Here is a 19,383-nt window from a genome sequence, read left to right on the forward strand (position 1 = left end):
CCGGAATACTATTAAACCCGAGGAGCCTCTATTATGATCCCCCGTTATTCCCGCCCAGAGATGGTCAAATTGTGGGAGCCAGAAAGCCGGTTTCGGATCTGGCTTGAAATCGAAGCCCATGCAACAGATGCTTTAGCGGAAATTGGCATTGTTCCAAAAGAAGCCGCTAAGGCTATCTGGGATAAAGGGGCCTTTGAAGTTGAGCGTATTGACGAAATCGAAGCCGAAGTGCGTCACGATGTTATTGCCTTTCTTACGAATGTTGCTGAACATGTAGGCGAACCTGCTCGTTTTATGCATCAGGGCATGACTTCTTCTGATGTGCTTGATACCTGCCTTGCGGTGCAGTTAAATCGGGCAGCCCTTATTTTGCTTGCCGATATTGATAAGCTGTTAGAAGTACTGAAAAGACGTGCTTTTGAATACAAAATGACGCCGACAATCGGGCGCAGTCATGGTATCCATGCAGAACCCACTACTTTCGGCTTAAAAATGGCCGAAGCTTATGCCGAGTTCAAAAGAAACCGTGCCCGTTTAGAAGCGGCGCGTCAGGATATTGCGACCTGTGCTATTTCTGGGGCTGTGGGTACATTTGCCAATATTGATCCTAAAGTTGAAAGCTATGTTGCGGAAAAAATGGGATTGACGGTTGAACCTGTTTCCACCCAAATTATTCCGCGGGATCGTCATGCTATGTTCTTTGCGACTTTAGGCGTGATCGCTTCTTCTGTAGAACGGGTAGCTATTGAAGTTCGGCATTTGCAGCGCACAGAAGTGTTAGAGGCGGAGGAATATTTCGCCCCGGGTCAAAAAGGATCCTCTGCAATGCCCCATAAACGGAATCCGGTCTTAACCGAAAATTTGACAGGTCTTGCCCGTTTAGTTCGGGGTTATGTGACACCTGCTCTTGAGGATGTAGCTCTATGGCATGAACGGGATATTTCCCATTCATCGGTAGAAAGAATGATCGGCCCTGATGCTACGGTTACTTTAGATTTTGCTTTGGCTCGTCTTACCAATGTGATGGATAAGCTGCTTGTCTATCCTGAACGGATGCAGCGTAATCTTGATCGTATGGGTGGCCTTATTCACTCACAGCGTGTGCTTTTAGCCCTTACACAGGCGGGCGTCAGTCGTGAGGCCGCTTATCGGCTGGTACAGCGTAATGCTATGAAAGTATGGGAATCCGATGGACAAATTTCGTTATTGGATCTGTTAAAAGCCGATACCGAGGTTCCGCTCTCAGATGAAAAATTAGAAGATTTATTTGATCTTGGTTATCATCTAAAACATGTAGATCACATATTCAGCCGCGTTTTCAATGAAAACGAGGCAGAAAAGACAAAATAGTCTCTTATAAAGGCTGATTATTTTTCTTGAGAGATAAAAAAGGAGGTCTTTTAAAGACCTCCTTTTTATTTTTATGTTGTATGCAACGAAAAACTATTCGCCTGTCAGCATATTTTTAATCCGTGCGAAAAAACCAGAGGATTTTGGACATTCCTCTCCGGTTTCTGTTTCACGGAACTGCTCCAGTAATTCGCGCTGTTTGACAGTCAGATGCGTAGGTGTTTCAACATCAATCTGAACAATCAGGTCACCCCGTCCACGACCATTTAAAACGGGCATTCCTGCACCGCGACGGCGCAATTGTTTTCCCGACTGAATACCGGCCGGAATATCAATTTCATGCTGTTCGCCATCCAAACTTGGAACATGGATAGAGCCACCCAGTGCCGCTTTGGTAAAAGAAATCGGCACATGCGCAAATAAATTATAGTTTTCACGCTGGAAAACCTGATGCGGTATAACATGGATAAATATATAAAGATCGCCTGCCGGCCCACCATGCGCTCCGGCTTCACCCTCACCAGATAGCCGAATACGGGTACCGTCATCAACGCCTGCCGGAATATTGACAGAAAGCGTCTTATGCTTTTCCAGACGCCCTTCCCCATGGCATTCTGGACAAGGATCGCTGATTACTTCGCCCTTGCCGTGGCAAACGGGACAGCTTTGTTCAACAACAAAGAAACCTTGCTGAACACGAATTCGTCCACTTCCATGGCAAGTTTGGCAGACTTTCCGACCAGAATCGGCCTTGGCGCCCGATCCGTGGCAGGCTTCACAAGTCGCGGCAACATCCAACTCAATATCAACAGATTTGCCTTTGAAGGCTTCCTCTAAATTGATTTCAAGATCGTAACGTAAGTCAGCACCGCGTTGTACCGAAGAGCGCGATTGCCCACGCCCTCCCATGAACTCGCCAAAAACGGATTCAAAAATATCTGAAAAACCGCTAAAATCCTGAGCACCGGGACCTGCACCACCCCCTTGAAAGGCGGCCTTACCGAAGCGGTCGTAAGCGGCCCTTTTTTGAGGATCTTTCAAGCAATCATAGGCTTCAGAAATCGCTTTAAAGCGTTCTTCTGCTTCTCTGTCGCCGGGATTTCGATCGGGATGATAACGCATCGCCAAACGGCGATAAGAAGATTTAATAGTTTTACCGTCGGCAGTACGCTCGACTTCTAATAATTCGTAATAGTCAAAGTCAGACACAAGGCTCCCCCAGCTTCATGGCAAGGCCACCACCAAAATCATCGGCACAATTGCTAACAATATTGATGGTGGCAAAGTCATGATAAGCCTTCTCAGGCTGATTTTCGGGTCGCAATAACCGGATTATTTTTTATCCTGGTCATCTATTTCCTGAAATTCGGCATCAACCACATCATCCGTGGCGGCTTTTTCAGTTTCACCCGTATCATGCCGTTCATTGCTTGCCTGATCCTGCTCATAGAGAGCCTGACCTAACTTCATGGCGACCTGAGCCAAAGCCTGCGTCTTTTCGGTCATTTGTGCTGCATCTTGACCTTCAAGGGTCGTTTTAACAGCAGCAATGGCCGCTTCAACTTCAGATTTCAGACCGGCATCAATCTTATCGCCGAGCTCTTCAAGCTGACGCTCGGTCGTATGAACCAAGCTATCGGCATTATTTTTTGCTTCGGCCAATTCACGACGAGTCTTATCCTCTGAGGCAAATTGCTCAGCATCCTTGACCATCTTGTCGATATCCGCTTCGGAAAGACCACCAGATGCCTGAATACGGATCTGCTGTTCTTTACCCGTGCCTTTATCTTTGGCGGAAACGTTCACAATACCATTGGCATCAATGTCAAAGGTTACTTCAATCTGAGGAACACCGCGCGGCGCTGGCGGCAGACCCACTAAATCAAACTGGCCCAACATCTTATTGTCAGCGGCCATTTCGCGTTCACCTTGGAATACGCGAATGGTAACTGCGTTCTGATTATCTTCAGCGGTTGAATAAACCTGTGACTTCTTGGTCGGGATAGTCGTGTTGCGATCGATCATACGGGTGAAAACACCACCCAGTGTCTCGATACCCAGTGATAATGGCGTCACATCAAGCAACAACACGTCTTTGACGTCACCTTGAAGCACACCAGCCTGAATAGCGGCACCCATGGCAACCACTTCATCAGGGTTCACACCTGTATGCGGTTCTTTGCCAAAGAATTCTTTTACGACCTGACGCACTTTTGGCATACGGGTCATACCGCCAACCATCACGACGTCGTCAATATCAGAAGCCTTCGCACCCGCATCAGCCAAGGCTTTTTTCACTGGCTCCAGTGTACGTGCGATAAGATCAGCAACCAAACGTTCGAGGTCAGCCCGAGAAATCGTTTTGACAAGATGTTTCGGACCCGTAGCGTCTGCTGTGATAAAGGGCAGATTGACTTCAGTGGTCTGTGCAGAAGAAAGTTCGATCTTGGCTTTTTCAGCAGCTTCTTTCAAACGCTGAAGCGCAAGACGATCTTTGGTCAGATCAATGCCTTCGGCTTTTTTAAATTCTTCAGCCAAATAGCTTACAATTTTGGTATCAAAATCTTCACCACCGAGGAAGGTATCACCATTGGTAGCTTTAACTTCAAAAACACCATCGCCGATTTCCAGAACGGAAATATCGAAGGTACCACCACCCAAATCGTAAACGGCAATAGTTTTACCGTCATTTTTATCAAGACCATAAGCCAATGCGGCCGCTGTCGGTTCGTTGATAATACGAAGCACTTCGAGACCGGCAATTTTACCGGCATCTTTCGTTGCCTGACGCTGGGCATCATTGAAGTAGGCTGGAACCGTAATAACGGCCTGATCTACAGCTTCACCGAGATAAGATTCAGCAGTTTCCTTCATCTTTTGCAGGATAAAAGCTGAAATCTGTGATGGGGAATAATCCTGACCACCGGCCTGAACCCATGCATCCCCATTGCTACCGCGAACAATATGATAAGGCACCAGTTCAGTGTCACGCTTGGTAATGGGATCGTCAAAGCGACGGCCAATCAAACGCTTAACCGCAAAAATCGTATTTTCAGAATTAGTAACAGCCTGACGCTTAGCCGGTTGACCAATCAGACGTTCATTATCTTTTGTAAAGGCAACGATAGAAGGCGTAGTGCGTGCACCTTCTGCATTCTCGATAACCTTGGGTTGACCACCTTCCATAACAGCAACGCAGCTATTCGTGGTACCAAGGTCAATACCTATGACTTTACCCATGTCCTACCTTCCTTCCCCAGGAATGATACAATTTACTCTTAAAAAACTAAAAGCTTGCATTCGAAACAAGTCTACCAAGGGCGATATAAGAACGCTTTTTGCAAGCGCAAGCCACCCTTTATGAACAGACTCTTATTATTTTGATTTTCAACAATATTTTATCGTATCAAAGCCACCTAATGGGTTTTTAAATCCTATTTTTCAAGAATACGATAAAATAAAAATAAACCACCTTAGTTATGTTTCCAATCAAGGCAGGGCCAACCTTCTTTTTTAGCCAGAACCGCTAAACGGCGACAGGGATTAATGGCAAAAGGAGCATCTGACCATTGGAATACAGGTTCATCAGACACATGATCACTATAAAAACGGATATGACAATTTTGCCGTTCCAAATCGGATGCGGTCATCCACGCTAAAATCATTCTCAATTTAGCAGGCCCATAATTATTTTCGCCTTCAATGCGAGCAATAAGATGGCCATCTTTTCGGATAGTGCTGTTTGTGGCAATGACATCATCAAAGCCTAGTTTTTTGGCAATAAGGTCAGCATAAAGCCGATAAGAAGCCGTTGCCATCACCAGCCGCCGCCCGGCTTTACGATCCGCCTCTATGGATTTTAAGGCACCGGGTCTAATATTATTGAGGATAGTTTCCTCGGCAAAGCTTTCTGCTAAAGGGGCAAGGTCTTTGGGCGCAATATGGCGTCCTAACAATAAAGCATGGGTGATTTCCTTTAGCCTACCTCTAGAGATAAAATGCATGAGGTAGGAAAGCATTGCTAGCGCCACTAAAGGCAAAAAGAGCAATCGCCATTTCTGACGACGACAGGCCGCATGGATAAGAAAAGGTGTCCATGTTGGATGATAAGTGATCGTACGATCCATATCGTAAATAGCAAGTTCTATCGTCATAGCTCCCTTGAGCAAGCAGAGATATAAAAAGACCTAAAAATAAAAATATATTACATTCAGATGATATTTTATATTTTTATAATATCTTTTCTGAAGGTCGAGATATTTTCCTTTTTAAGATCCCACTCTGTTCTACCTTCCTTCTTTGTCATTGAGATAGGAAACTATCCGGCCTGTTTCTGGTATCTAGAAGTAAGGCATTTGCCATTTTTCTTTAAAATGATCTAGAATTATCTGACAGAAATAAAAAATCCTTAAGGGTTTTTCAAATATCTTCTCTCGGAAAAAAAGATCAGGATGGGAATCGGATAAAGATATGGTCGATAAAATAAGCCCCTGTGAACAGACGGTTTTAGAAAAAGCGGCAGCCTATCCCATGCTAGATCGTGTCATTGAATGGGCCAGTATCAACAGCGGATCTCATAATAAATCAGGGCTTGTTCGTATGGCCTCTGTACTGAAACAGGCTTTTTCGACCTTACCGGGAAAAATAACCGAAATAACCCTACCTTCAGGTAAAATGATTACGCCAGAGGGGGATGAAATTCTGTCCCCCGATGCGACCCATCTTCATTTGGTTGTTCGCCCCAATGCGCCGATACAAATTCTTTTAACGGGGCATATGGATACCGTTTTCGGTGAAAATCATCCCTTCTCTGTTGTAACCCCCTTAGAAGGTAATCGTTTAGGCGGGCCGGGTGTAGCGGATATGAAGGGAGGGCTGGCTGTTATGCTTTCTGCCTTAACGGCCTTTGAGCATTATCCTGATCATGAGCAGTTAGGCTATGAAGTCATTTTAAATAGTGATGAAGAAATTGGTTCCCTCTCTTCTGCGCCTTTGTTGGTAAAGGCCGCAGAAGGCAAAACAGCGGCTTTCACGTATGAACCCTCTGCTTTACCTGATGGCACTTTTGCGGCCGCACGTCCGGGAAGTGGTAATTTTTCTATTATTATCAAAGGCCTTGCCGCCCATGCGGGTCGAAATCTTACGGGGGGACGCAATGCCCTTATAGCAGCGGCTGATTTTGCACTTCGATTAAAGGCGGCCAGTCGGGAAGGCATGGGCATCAATCCTGCCAAGATTGATGGAGGTGGCCCTAACAATATTGTCCCTGATCATGCCATACTCCGCGTCAATATTCGCCCTTCAACACTGAAGGATATGGAAGAGGCGCAACAGCTTCTTCAAAAAACAACAGAAGATATTGAGAAAAAACACGACGTAACCCTTAAAATTCATGGAGCTTTTGGACGACCGCCTAAAAATATTAGTGAAAAGAGCAAGGCTCTTATGGCATTGGTTGAAAATAGCTGCCAAGATCTTGGTCTAGGGGCTCGATGGAAAGATACAGGGGGTGTTTGCGATGGCAACAATATCGCAGCAGCAAACATACCCGTCATTGATACTATGGGCGTAAGAGGAGGCGCTATTCATTCAGATCAGGAATTTCTCATTATTGAAAGCCTGAAAGAGCGTGCACAATTGTCAGCGCTAATCTGGATACGTCTTTTAAAAGAGGGGGGACTATGAACTACAGAATTCGGCCAGCCAAAACGGGTGACGAAGAAGCGCTTTATGCTTTAGCGCAATTGACAGGTGGGGGTTTTACGAACCTACCGGCTGATCTTGAAGCCTTACGGGCTAAAATAGACCGCAGTAATCTTGCTTTTTCTGACGCAGAAGAAATCGTCAGTGATCACGTTTATGTACTTGTCTTAGAACATACGGAATCCGGTCAGATTGTAGGCACAGCTCAGATTTTTGCCAAAGTAGGGACGAAACAGCCTTTTTATAGCTATCGTCTAAGCAAACTGACAAAAGTATCGCCTGAATTAAATCAACGCATTACAACCCAAATGCTATCTTTAACCACTGATCTTGAGGGATGTTCAGAGGTAGGAGGCCTTTTTTTACATCCCGATCATAGAACAGGTGGTCTGGGATTATTGTTGGCGCGTTGTCGTTATCTTTTTATACGGTTACATCGGGCCCGCTTTGCTGATCGTTTCTTAGCTGAATTACGCGGCGTAATTGATGAAAAAGGACAAGCCCCTTTTTGGAATGGCCTAGGAAACAAATTTTTTGGTATGTCTTTTCAAGAAGCCGATCAGCTTAATTCGCTTAAGGGTAATCACTTCATCTCGGATTTGATGCCGGATTATCCAATCTATACAGCTTTATTGCCAGAATCAGCGCAAGCGGTTATCGGGCAGCCGCATATGAGTGGTCGACCCGCTATGAGAATGCTACAAAAAGAAGGCTTTCAAGCAGGGGATTATATCGATATTTTTGATGGAGGCCCCACGATGATTGCGGCAACAGATCAAATACGATCAATTGCCAATGCGCGTGAAGCTGTATTAGAAGGCAGCTCGATAGAAAAAGAAGGTCAACTTTCTATTATAGCGACTGGTCATTTAAAAAATTTCCGGGCAAGCTACGGGACCATCAGGAAAAATATAGAGAATAATAAGCAGGTAAAAATCAATCAGGAAGCAATTGATAATTTACAGCTTACATCGGGTGATAAGTTTATTCATATTCCCCGCTGACATACAAGACGGCTTTATTTAGAATAAGGCCGTCTGTTTTATTCTTTTTCCAAACGGAATAATGGAAGTCATGGCGCAGATTGAATTTACGCATATCAATAATGAAGTCTTTATCAGTGATGTAAAAGCCGTCGCTGAGCAGGTGGTACAGGCGGGAGAGCAGCCTCATTTCGTCGTGGGTGTTGGACGCGGGGGTCTTGTCCCTGCGGTTTACCTCTCTCACCGTTTAAATGTGCCAATGCTCTCTGTTGACCATTCTTCCAAGTTATTCGATTTTGCTGATGAATTATTGTTAAAACTGGCCAAGCTTACCCTTGATGGCCATAAGCTTTTATTCATTGATGACATCAATGATTCCGGTGGCACCATTCTTTATTTACGCGAGGCTATGAATAAAAACGGTGCCGTTAACGATAATATCAGGTTTGCCGTTTTGCTGGATAATATTCGATCAAAGGCGCGTGTTGATTTTACAGCGCGCAACATGGATCGCAATATTGATAAAAGCTGGCTGATTTTTCCGTGGGAAGGCATGGGCAATCAGGAAACGATCGAAAAAGAGGCTAATTCTATACCAGAAAGATTAGCCTGATCCTTTAATGTTTAACCAATATACATCCTGACAGAGAGGCCATTCAGAGACTATCTTAGCAGGATGTATATTATATCCGTTTTACAGAATTATTAATTTATTCTGATAAACCTACAAAATACCCTTTATAACTTTTTCCTGATAAAGGATGAATGCCGATTCCAGCTGCCACTCTAGGGCCGCTTTCTTATTTTTGGCTAAAAATTCAGCACATTTTCCTTTGGGTGCCGTTGTAAACGGCGTTGAAAGACAGACATTCTGCACAGCTGAACCGCTACCTTGCTGCCAAAGACTTTCACCGGATAAAAAGGCATATTCCAAACTGTCGCGAGATAATTTTTTCAATTCGCTGTAGGATAAATTCTGTTCTCTTACAGCACGCATATATTCGGTTGTTAGATCACCCCTCGAAACACCGGGATCATCGGTGGAAATCACAACAGGTACGCCATACCGTCGGTAAAGGGTAAAGGGATGATCGGCACCACGAATATTAAGAATTTCATCATTACTGGAAAAATTAATTTCAACTGGAACGGGCTTTGTTGCCATAGCCTGTAACAAAATCGTTGGATCGTTTTCCCAGCCGATGTCAATACCGTGTCCAACACGATCAGCCCCCGCATCAAAGACGGCTTTATTGATATGATTACGCAGTCCCGCCGGTGGTACTAATTGCGGAGCCAATTCTCCGGCATGAAGCGTAATTTTTACATGGGGATATTTCTTCTTCAGGTAGCTAAAAAATTGCATATGGAGATCATAATCTTGAACCGCCACGGTGCCATCTTCAGGGGCCACAATATTGACACCTACCCACCGAGGATCTTTTTCAGCCAAGGCAAAGCCAAGGGCTAGCTGGGCAAAAACTACTTCCGGTGGCAGCGCCCGAATAGCAAAAACCATATAATGCATTGTGACTGAGCAACCCACCTTGGGAGTCGATGTAGCACACTGTAAAATTTCTTGTGCTTGTTTTTCGGCGTGATCCGTTTCAGCCTGCGATTTAGAGACTATCTCTGTAAGATAAGGATTTAAAATTTTCCATAAAGTATCTGGATCATGTTTGTCAGAGACCTTTTGATAAGCTATTTTTGTTAAATCGGAAATAGCCTCTGGATTCTGCATGGTTTCGATATAGAAAAGATTATTAGCCGCCGCATCCTGTTTACTATACGCAATCATCCGCCCAAAATTATTATCTAAGGCTGCCATGAATCGAAAAAAACTGGCAAAGAAATGGTCATGGCCAGAATGTTCACTTATCGCCGGACTAAAATGGTAATTACGCATTGAGAAAGCATCAACTAGTTCTTCCCAAAGCGCAGGATCTTGCCGATCAAGATTTTTTGCGGGTCTTTTATCAGAGGATAAAGAACAAGGCGCGGGTATAAGGGCTAATTTTCTAGCATCCACACATAATCCAGCATCACCCGCCCAGTGAAGCATCGTTTCTGCATCAATAGCACCAGCCAGATGATGATGCAGATCCCCACCCTTAGGAAAAGGGGCAAGAAGCATCCGCAAACGTGATGGGTCAGACTTTGCCGTTTCAATTGTATTTGAAACTTTTTGATCTATATCCGAAATACGGGATGGATCTAATACAAAAGCCTTCGTGGGTGAGAGGAACAAAGGTAATATACATAGAAATAAAGCGAATACCCTTGTTTTTAATTGGGGCAATAAACTAGGGGGTATGCTCTGAAGAAACAATCTGTTGGTTCCTTTTTATCACTAAATTGCACGCAAATTTTATATAGTAAATAATAAAGCTTCGATACATCCATCCTTTGATAAAGACGCATCGTACAAACAAAAAAGCGCATAAAAATAAGAAATATGGATAAAAAACCAGTATTTTATGATTCATCGGGGAAAAGACGGCGGCGATTTCGTATTGCTATCACCGCTTTTTTTATGTTGTTTTTTTTAGCTATTGTCACTTTATTTGCGACTGTTGCTATTGCACCTATCGGAAAAAACCTGCCTTTTACGGTAGGAAGGCCCCCGATTAAAGCGCAACCGAATGGCATTTTACCTCACACACGCATTAATCTCCATCGGGCATTATCGCGTATCGGTTTTGCAAAGACGCCTCCAAAAACGCCTAAAGATACCATAACGATGGCTTTCTATACGCCTTGGGATGATCCCAGTGTGGCTTCGTTATCGCGCCATATTAACGATATTGATTGGTTATCACCGGGCTGGTTGTCAGTGACAGGGCCGCATCACGAATGGACAGAATTTTCTGATCCGCGTGGTCATGCTATTATCAATAGTGCCAAACAACGGCCTAAAATTTTACCGATGATTCAAAATGTCAGCAATGGCGAATGGGATGGTAAAAATGCAGCGGCTTTGATGAAAGATCCTGTAGCGCGTCTTCGTTTCATTGATCAGGTTGATAATTTTCTACTTAAAAATCAGGCAGATGGTGTCGTCTTCGATTTTGAATCGCTTCCCAAAACAGCCCTTCCCTTTTATCTTAAACTTCTGGCTGAAACCCATGCTCGCTTTGAAGCGCATCACTGGATTTTAACAGTCGCGGCCCCTGTTGCTGATGAAGCCTGGAATCTACCTGCTTTCGCAAAAGTCAGTGATAAGCTCATTTTGATGGCTTATGATGAACATTATCCAGGAGGAGAGCCAGGCTCTATCGCATCGAATGATTGGTTTGCCGATGTCGTAGAAGAAGCAACCCGTCATTTACCCCCCGAAAAGGTTATTATTGCACTGGGTTCTTATGCTTATAATTGGAAAAAAGGCGGGGATACCGATGCCATTTCAATAGAGCAAGCGTGGTTAACCGCCCATGAGTCTGGGACAACGCCTCTCTTTGATAAAAATACAGGAAGCACCCATTTTTCGTATGATGAAGCAGGCGCATACCATGATGTATGGATGTTGGATGGCGTTAGCTTTTCCAATCAGATGAACCTATCCCATCATTTGGGTTTTAATGCTTTTGCTTTGTGGAGACTAGGTTCAGAAGATCCTTCTTTATGGAATATTTTTGGGAAGACTCATTCTCTCTCCTTTCAATCAACTGATCTGACCAAGGCGTTAAGCCATATTCCTGCCGGTACAGAAGTCGATATTGAAGGTACCGGGGAAATTTTGCGGGTCGCTAGCCGTCCAGTAACGGGGAAACGTCAAATATCAGTCGATCATCAAGGCATGATTACCGATGAACATTTTTCGGCTATTCCTCTCCCCTATGCTATTGAACGGGCGGGGTATCGACCGGGCTTAATTGCTTTAACTTTTGATGATGGGCCAGATACTAAATGGACCCCTCAAATTTTGGACATCCTAAAAAAAGAGCATGTCCCTGCTACTTTTTTTATCATTGGAGAAAATGCCCTTACAAACCGAAGTTTGCTTCTAAGAGAAATTGCAGAAGGGCATGAAATTGGCAATCATACCTACACTCATCCCAATCTGGGTTGGGCTAGTGTCCAAAGCACGATACTTGAAGTCAACGCGACCCAACGTCTTTTTCAAGCTTTCACCGGTCATTCATTACGCTTTTTTCGAGCCCCCTTTTTTGGAGACGCTGAACCTACGACAGCCGACGAAATTGATCCGGTCTATGCCGCCCAAAATCTAGGCTATCTTTCCGTTGGCTTACATGTTGATCCAGATGACTGGAAGAGACCGGGCCGAGATCAGATTATCCAACAGGTTTTAGAACAAGTAAGTCAGGGTTCCGTACAGAGAAGCGCCCAAATTGTTTTGTTACATGATTCTGGTGGGGATCGAACTCAAACTATTCAGGCGTTGCCTGAAATAATTCATGCCTTACGGGCTAAGGGGTATCGTCTAGTACTGGTTTCAGATCTCCTCAATTTAAGCCGTAATGCAGCAATGCCACCGTTAAGTCCGATGGAACAAATGACAGCCCGTTGGAATTTTGCGCTTTTCTCCTTTTTGGGAGGAACGGTTATTGCTCTTCGCTGGATATTTGCTTTGGCAATCACGCTGGGTATTTTGCGGGCGCTGTTTTTATCAGCTCTGTCTATTTTACAAGCACGGCGCGAAAACCGTCTTATTTTTCCGCCTATTACCCCTGATCGTTCCGTAACAGTCCTTATTCCTGCTTTTAATGAAGCAAGGGTTATTGAATCCTCTGTCAGACAAGTGCTCGCCAGCCATGATGTCAATAATATTGAGGTTATCGTTATTGATGATGGTTCTACTGATGACAGCGCGGCCATTGTCGAACGCGTCTTTGCCGACAATCCTAAGGTTCGTCTTATCCGCCTGCCTAATGGCGGAAAAGCGCGCGCTTTGAACTATGGCGTCGTAGAAGCTAAGGGTGAAATTATCATTGCTCTTGATGCTGATACCCATTTTGAACCGACTACTATCGCTCGTCTGACACGTTGGTTTTCTGATCCTCGCTTGGGGGCTGTTGCCGGCAACGCCAAAGTCGGCAATCGTATAAATCTGATTACACGTTGGCAGGCATTGGAATACATCACAGCTCAAAATCTGGAACGCCGCGCTACAGTTTTATTAAATGCTATGACTGTTGTTCCTGGGGCTGTTGGCGCATGGCGTGCCGAAACCTTACGTCAGGTTGGAGGTTTTCCAGATCAGACCTTGGCAGAAGATCAGGATCTGACGATTCTTATTCAAGAACAAGGCTGGAAAGTGCGCTACGACCCTTATGCCGTAGCATGGACAGAGGCACCCGAAACTATTCAGGCCTTGGCGCGGCAGCGTTTCCGTTGGGCTTTTGGTACCTTACAATGTCTGTGGAAACATCGCCGTATTATCAAAAGAGGAAAACCGAAAGGTTTGGCCTATATCGGGTTACCCCAATCCCTTGTCTTTCAGATCGGTTTTGCGGCAATTTCTCCTATTATTGATCTCGCTTTCGTCGTGAATATCATCGCAACAACAATAGCGGTCTATCAACATGGCTGGATTCAACAGTGGGATGATCTTGAAAATATGGCGGCTTACTGGGCTGTCTTTACCTTAATAGACCTCATGTCTGGTGTTGTAGCTTTTGCTTTAGAACGCAAGGAACATTGGTCTTTATTATGGCTGTTGATACCTCAGCGTATCGGTTATCGCCAAATTATGTATTATGTTGTTATCAAGGCTTTAGCACAAGCTATCAGAGGGCCTTTAGTTGGGTGGGATAAATTAGAAAGGTCCGGTCATGTCCAAACAGAAAGTAATCAGTAATTATTTTGGTGTAAATAATTATTAAAATATTTTAATAATTATTTATCTATATATTGTATTAAATTTTTTAATTTAGATGTGGATTTTACTATGACTAGTCGGCCACAATTTTTTCGCTTTATATTTCTGGCTGCCATCACAGCCTTAGGCTTGTGGACGATCCGTCATTTTTGGGCAGCGCTTATCTGGAGCGTTATTATTGCAATCGCCTTTTGGCCGCTCTGGCTTAGATTAAAAAATGCTTTGGGTCCTAAACACGAAAAAGTGCTTTCGCCGACTGTAGCGACGATTACTATTGGTATCACCTTGGTGTTGCCGTTTTTGTTTTTTGGATTGGAAATAATGAATGATTTTCAGGCGGCAATGCATTTCTTTCAAGATTTAAAAACACAAGATGCTGCTCCGCCTGAATGGCTTAATAAAATACCTTTTATCAATCAAAATTTAGTCAATAAGTGGCATGATTTCTTCTCGTCAAATACGCAAGACAGCCCGAGTATTCATCTGGCACAAGTATTTAATGGTAATTTCATCAATCATGGACGGGCTTTTGGGGCGAATATTGCCCGCCGCATAACGACCTTCTTTTTTATGTTAATGAGTCTGTTTTTTCTGTTCCGGTCGGGTACTGAATTACAAAAAATGTCTATTAATATCAGTCGGCGCCTCATGGGGCCGGATATGGAACGATTTGCCCATCAAGTTGTCTTATCGGTTCGAGGCACCTTAGACGGTTTAGTCTTAGTGGGTTTGGGCGAAGGCGTGCTTTTAGGGGTTATTTACGTTTTTACAGGCACCCCTCATGCCGTAATGTTTGGAGGAATGACGGCTATTGCGGCGATTATTCCTTTTTGTGCTCCGATTATATTTTCTATCGTCGCTATTATTTTAGTGGCGCAAGGCCATATTGGCGCTGCCATTACAGTGATTATCTCCGGTATGGTCATTCTTTTGGTAGCTGATCATGTTATTCGTCCGATCCTTATTGGTGGTGCTACGCGCCTGCCCTTCTTGTGGGTATTGGTCGGTATTTTGGGAGGTATTGAAAGTTTTGGCTTGTTAGGGTTATTTCTTGGGCCAGCCCTTATGGCTATTTTAATGATGGTTTGGCGAGATGTAGCGGATGGCCCTGATATTCAAAATGAACATGCCAAAAATGTCCAAAAAGACAAATAAAATTATCAAGAATAAAAGCGTTTATTAAATATAAAGGCATTCATCCGTCATAATCTTAAATAAAAAGAGCCGTTTTCTTCATCTAAGGAGAAAATGGCTCTTTTTTTTAAAGGAAAACTGTTTTTTTGTTAAGCCTAGTTCTTTGGCTAAGCTTGGCTACCTATTGGCTACCTATTTCATTCCAAGCTGATAAAAGCTCTGCAACCGCCTTACGGGCTTCGGTAAGAGGCTCTGGATCAAGAGTACGCAAAGTTTGGGCAAATCGTTGTCGAATATAGGCATAGCTATGAAACAAACTTCTAGCGACATCGCCCCCTTTTTCAAAATTAAGGGAGCTCTCGAGATTACCGATAATATTAAAAATTTTTTGCTGTGCTGTGTAACGTCGTTCACGATCCTGTTGTTCTAAGGCTGACCTATAAACGTTAAACTCACGGATCAACTCTTCATAGAGCAAAGAGATCAATCCGTGCGGTGTCGCATTCATTACCTTTGAATCGAGATCTACGTCCCGATAGCGAGCCGCAGCCCGTGAAAAAGGAGCATAACTCATCTGTTACAGCCCGCAACCTCCACCAGCATTCCCCTATTATCTCTGTTACGCACGTTCACTTAACTGTCGCTGTCACTGTTTGTCCACAAGGCAATTTGCTGCTTCAAAAAGCTTAGAGTCGATTTATAACCTGAAACGGCTGTATTCATAGCCGTAAATTGAGAACTTAATCGGGTGCGATAGTCATCCATCTTTGACGATAGAGCGGTTTCTTGTTTGGTAATATTCGCTGCCACTTTATTATAAGTGTTTTCACTGGCTGTCAAAGCACCACCCGTAGCCGTCATTTGCGTATAAAGCTGGTTAACCGCTCCACCTACCCCCGCATCAATAGAAATAGTGGAATTGGTAACGCTACTACCGCTTATTTTTAGAACAAGACCAACAGCTGGCGAATCTGAAGAAGCGATAAGACTGCTGCCTGAAACCAGCATTGCTTTACCGTTTAATTTTGCGCCGGTAAGGTTACCCGTACTGTCATAGGTTACATCGGTAAGGGAGTAGGTTCCCGGCGTTACCTTGCCAACGCTACTTGTAATAGAAACCGCCGAATTACTCGTACTTTGGGTTGGATTGAATAAGGCTTCCACAGAATCAGGATCATTCGCCAAGGCAGCATCCAGCTGGGTCGTATTGGCCGTCAATGTCCCATCACGATTAATAGCGACGCCGATTTCACCTAAGGTAGAATAAGTCCCATTAGAAGACAGCTTTTGATTGATCATGCTGTTGAGCGAATTTTTAAGGGTTCGCACCCCCGCATCATTCGCTAGTACCCCAGAAGCAGAAGTCGAACTACTTGAAGAAGAGCTAACAGCTGTATTGGTGCTAATATCTGAATAAAGTTCGTTGTAAGCGTCAACAAAATTCAGCACTGCCTGACGAACATTACTTGTCTGACGCTCGGAACCCAGAGTAACAGCCTGAGAAGACGTTGATTTTAAAGTGATACTGACGCCACTGATCAAATCACTGAAACTATTGGAACTACGCGTTACATCGACATTATTATAAGATAATTTCGCGTCTTGCGCGACCACATTAGCCGTCATACTGCCCGAATTAGAACTGCTATCATAATTTATATCAGACAGACCGTCAGAACCAGTGACACTATAGGCATAAGCTGCCCCTGTATTTCCAGTAATCATTAACTGCTGGCTGCCTGATGACTGGGTCAAAACAGTAGCCGTAAAACCAGCCTGCTTTTTGTTGATCGCAGTGGCAACATCCGTCAAAGAAGATCCCGCATCAATTGAAACGGTGGCACTACCATAGCTATTGGTAAAGGTCAGCGAACCCGCAGAAAAAGTTTTATTAGCATCATAAGAAGCACTACTAACCGTTTCAGCCTGAGCTAACTGCTTTACGACAATAGAGCCGGAAAGATTACTTAATCGTGAGCCGGTTTGCGCAGTTGCGGTTAAGACAGAGCTATCTGAAACCGTAGGCTGCGTTAAAAGAGAACCACCGCTAATCAAGGAAGAGAGCGACGTATTCAAGGTACTAAGATCCGAAGTGATCGTCCCTAAAGCGGATATCTGATTAGTATTCTTGGTACTCGCTGTATCAAGAGTTGCCTGCTGGGGTGCTTGGGTAGCCGTGACAAGTTCATCTACCAAATTCGAGGTATCAAGTCCTGAACCAGCGCCTAAAGTTGTCAGGATTGACGAAAGTGCCGCCGACGTAGATGTCGTTGCCGCAGTTGAGGTAGACGTAGAAGTTACGCCGGTAGTTGAACTCGTCATAAAACAATCCTTTCACTCTTTGATAACGGCAAAAGAGGAATAAATTTAAATACAGCCTTTACTATAGGGTAGTTTTAAGGACGATAGATCAAAGCTTCTCCTTTTTATCAGGCTCCGTTTTGGGTCTTTTTTCGGGTTGTCCTTCCTCATTGAACCGGACTTCTTCAGGTATATCCACAACGGGCGGCACTAGCCCCGGTTCACCCGCATTAAGACGAAAAATAAAGGCCAGAATAGAAGCCACTGCCTTGTATAATTCTTCTCTTATCAGTTCACCAGATTTTGAAGTAAAATAAAGCGCACGAGCTAAAAGGGGATAATGCAGGATCGGAACTTTACTTTCCTCAGCCATTTCACGCAAGGCAAGCGCTAATTCATCAGCGCCCCGAGCCATAACTATCGGTGCAATATCTTCCCCTGTTTTATAGCGTAAAGCGACCGCAAAATGCGTTGGGTTAGCAATAACGACGGTCGATTCCTGAACAGCCTTACGATTGGATGCACGAAATACCGCAATTTGTCTTTGGCGGATTGCTGCCTTTATTTCGGGTGACCCTTCTGTTTGTTTGTTTTCATCCTTAATTTCTTGTTTACTCATTCTTAAACGGCGATTCCGCCGAATAATCTGGATTGGAACATCAATAACGGCAACAGCGGCCAAGGCCAGTGACATGACCAGAACAAGTAATAGAAAGATATTGCCTAATTCAGAGACAGCCGCCTTCAAATCATGACGACCTAAACCTATAATAAGAGGAAGCCGTTGCCATAAAATCCATAGACCCAAGCTACCAATCAGTAAGGTTTTTAATAAAGATTTTCCGAGTTCGACCAGACCTTGCAACCCGAAAATTCGCATAAATCCGGTAAAAGGATTTAACCTTTCAGGCTTAAAATTTAAAGCTTCCCAGCGAAAACCTAAAGAACCTAAAATAGCAGGCGCAGCAATCGCAGCCACCGAAATCAGCAAAAACAACATCGAAAAAGGTAATATAATACAGGCAATCAAACGTTTAAAAAGCGTGAAGGGATCAAACCGCGTAATTGTATCATGGCTAAAAGTAAGTCCCATTTTCAGCATGATAGTGAGATCATGGAACATCGTGTGACTAATCATCAGAAACCAGGCCAAAGCGGCCAGCATAGCAAAAGCAATCGTTAATTCTTTTGATTGAAGGACATCCCCTTTTTCGGATACTTCCCGTAACCGTTTTTGGGTTGGTGCCTCGGTTTTTTGGTCTTGTTCAACCTCACTATCCGCCATGGGTGGCCCCTGTCTTTGCTAACTGGTCCGCCATGTCCAAACCCGCACGGATGGCATCCATGAAGCCCTCGCTGATCATCGGAGCCGTAACCGCCAGTAGGAGAAAACCTATTAAAAGCGCCATGGGCATACCCACTGCAAAAAGGTTAAGTGCAGGCGCTGTGCGGGATAAAAATCCCATCATAATCTGAACAAGAATAATAGAAAAAGTAACCGGCAACGCGATAAGCATGCCTATAGAAAAAAGCTGCCCACCGAATTGGGTTAACTTCAAAAACAAGCGCCCATCAAGGCCAGGGCCGCCAACGGGCATCGTCTGATAGCTTTCAACAATGATACGTATTAAAAGAAGATGGCCATCGGCTGCCAAAAAGAAAAAAGCCCCTAAAATAGTGAATATTTGGGTTAAGACGTTAGAATTGCTTCCATTGACGGGATCGATCATAGAAGCAAATCCAAGTCCCATAGCATTACCTATAAGTTCACTGGTACAATAACCGGCAGAGTAACCGATCTGAACGGCAAAACCGATAGCGATCCCCGTAACGATCTCCCCTGCAACCAAGAAAAAGCCAGTAAAAGATAACAGGCCGGAATCCGGTAAAATCAGATGGGCATCCATTACAGCAGGTAATCCTACAGCTAGAGCCAGCATAATTCGAACAGTGACAGGAAAAACATTAGCGCCCAATAACGGCGCCGCCACAAAGGCAGCGCCCGGTCTTAATAACGCCACCAGCCATATCCAGAGATAATTTTCGATCTCTGCTAAATGTGCCGGAATCATA

At 44.2% G+C, this 19,383-nt stretch carries 15 protein-coding genes; 6 read left to right on the top strand and 9 right to left on the bottom strand.

The window, feature by feature from the left end:
- Positions 1-33: 33 nt before the first annotated feature.
- Positions 34-1,350: an adenylosuccinate lyase gene (purB, locus tag ZYMOP_RS02930; protein ID WP_013933869.1), complete on the top strand. Its 1,317-nt coding sequence runs from the start codon at positions 34-36 to the stop codon at positions 1,348-1,350.
- A 93-nt stretch (positions 1,351-1,443) separates the two neighbouring features.
- Here the strand turns inward: purB and dnaJ are convergent, their stop codons facing one another.
- The 4 genes from dnaJ to ZYMOP_RS02945 form a co-directional block, all read right to left on the bottom strand.
- On the bottom strand, positions 1,444-2,559 hold the full coding sequence (gene dnaJ, locus ZYMOP_RS02935) for a molecular chaperone DnaJ (protein ID WP_013933870.1): 1,116 nt from the start codon (positions 2,557-2,559) through the stop codon (positions 1,444-1,446).
- A complete protein-coding gene (locus ZYMOP_RS09640; RefSeq protein WP_255312302.1) occupies positions 2,552-2,674 on the bottom strand; it encodes a hypothetical protein in 123 nt (40 codons plus the stop codon). The genes dnaJ and ZYMOP_RS09640 overlap by 8 nt, the downstream gene beginning before the upstream one ends.
- Before the next feature lie 8 nt (positions 2,675-2,682).
- Positions 2,683-4,590: a molecular chaperone DnaK gene (gene dnaK / locus ZYMOP_RS02940; protein ID WP_013933871.1), complete on the bottom strand. Its 1,908-nt coding sequence runs from the start codon at positions 4,588-4,590 to the stop codon at positions 2,683-2,685.
- 233 nt (positions 4,591-4,823) lie between these two features.
- The gene (locus tag ZYMOP_RS02945; RefSeq protein WP_013933872.1) at positions 4,824-5,504 is read right to left on the bottom strand and encodes an HAD family hydrolase; all 681 of its coding nucleotides are present in this window, start codon (positions 5,502-5,504) and stop codon (positions 4,824-4,826) included.
- A 316-nt stretch (positions 5,505-5,820) separates the two neighbouring features.
- On the opposite strand from ZYMOP_RS02945, the gene ZYMOP_RS02950 reads away from it, so the two are divergent.
- The 3 genes from ZYMOP_RS02950 to ZYMOP_RS02960 all read left to right on the top strand — a co-directional run bounded on the left by ZYMOP_RS02950 (position 5,821) and on the right by ZYMOP_RS02960 (position 8,649).
- Entirely contained in the window at positions 5,821-7,035 is a 1,215-nt protein-coding gene (locus tag ZYMOP_RS02950; protein ID WP_013933873.1) for a hydrolase, read from the top strand.
- Entirely contained in the window at positions 7,032-8,057 is a 1,026-nt protein-coding gene (locus ZYMOP_RS02955; RefSeq protein WP_013933874.1) for an arginine N-succinyltransferase, read from the top strand. The genes ZYMOP_RS02950 and ZYMOP_RS02955 overlap by 4 nt, the downstream gene beginning before the upstream one ends.
- Before the next feature lie 70 nt (positions 8,058-8,127).
- The gene (locus tag ZYMOP_RS02960) at positions 8,128-8,649 is read left to right on the top strand and encodes a phosphoribosyltransferase (protein ID WP_013933875.1); all 522 of its coding nucleotides are present in this window, start codon (positions 8,128-8,130) and stop codon (positions 8,647-8,649) included.
- Positions 8,650-8,760: 111 nt separating this feature from the next.
- Here the strand turns inward: ZYMOP_RS02960 and ZYMOP_RS02965 are convergent, their stop codons facing one another.
- Positions 8,761-10,365, bottom strand: a complete 1,605-nt coding sequence (locus ZYMOP_RS02965) for an adenosine deaminase family protein (protein ID WP_013933876.1) — start codon at positions 10,363-10,365, stop codon at positions 8,761-8,763.
- Between the two features lie 126 nt (positions 10,366-10,491).
- On the opposite strand from ZYMOP_RS02965, the gene ZYMOP_RS02970 reads away from it, so the two are divergent.
- Together ZYMOP_RS02970 and ZYMOP_RS02975 are read left to right on the top strand one after the other, a co-directional pair.
- On the top strand, positions 10,492-13,854 hold the full coding sequence (locus ZYMOP_RS02970; RefSeq protein ID WP_013933877.1) for a glycosyltransferase: 3,363 nt from the start codon (positions 10,492-10,494) through the stop codon (positions 13,852-13,854).
- Between the two features lie 90 nt (positions 13,855-13,944).
- Entirely contained in the window at positions 13,945-15,030 is a 1,086-nt protein-coding gene (locus tag ZYMOP_RS02975) for an AI-2E family transporter (RefSeq protein ID WP_013933878.1), read from the top strand.
- 160 nt (positions 15,031-15,190) lie between these two features.
- On the opposite strand, the gene ZYMOP_RS02980 is transcribed toward ZYMOP_RS02975, so the two are convergent.
- The 4 genes from ZYMOP_RS02980 to fliR form a co-directional block, all read right to left on the bottom strand.
- Positions 15,191-15,583, bottom strand: a complete 393-nt coding sequence (locus tag ZYMOP_RS02980) for a flagellar export chaperone FliS (RefSeq protein ID WP_013933879.1) — start codon at positions 15,581-15,583, stop codon at positions 15,191-15,193.
- A gap of 59 nt (positions 15,584-15,642) precedes the next feature.
- On the bottom strand, positions 15,643-17,331 hold the full coding sequence (gene fliD / locus ZYMOP_RS02985; protein WP_013933880.1) for a flagellar filament capping protein FliD: 1,689 nt from the start codon (positions 17,329-17,331) through the stop codon (positions 15,643-15,645).
- An 88-nt stretch (positions 17,332-17,419) separates the two neighbouring features.
- Entirely contained in the window at positions 17,420-18,595 is a 1,176-nt protein-coding gene (flhB, locus tag ZYMOP_RS02990) for a flagellar type III secretion system protein FlhB (protein ID WP_013933881.1), read from the bottom strand.
- The gene (gene fliR / locus ZYMOP_RS02995; protein WP_013933882.1) at positions 18,585-19,382 is read right to left on the bottom strand and encodes a flagellar biosynthetic protein FliR; all 798 of its coding nucleotides are present in this window, start codon (positions 19,380-19,382) and stop codon (positions 18,585-18,587) included. Before fliR ends, flhB begins: the two co-directional genes overlap by 11 nt.
- Position 19,383 lies beyond the last annotated feature (1 nt).

This window comes from Zymomonas mobilis subsp. pomaceae ATCC 29192 (assembly GCF_000218875.1).
GTDB lineage: Bacteria > Pseudomonadota > Alphaproteobacteria > Sphingomonadales > Sphingomonadaceae > Zymomonas > Zymomonas pomaceae.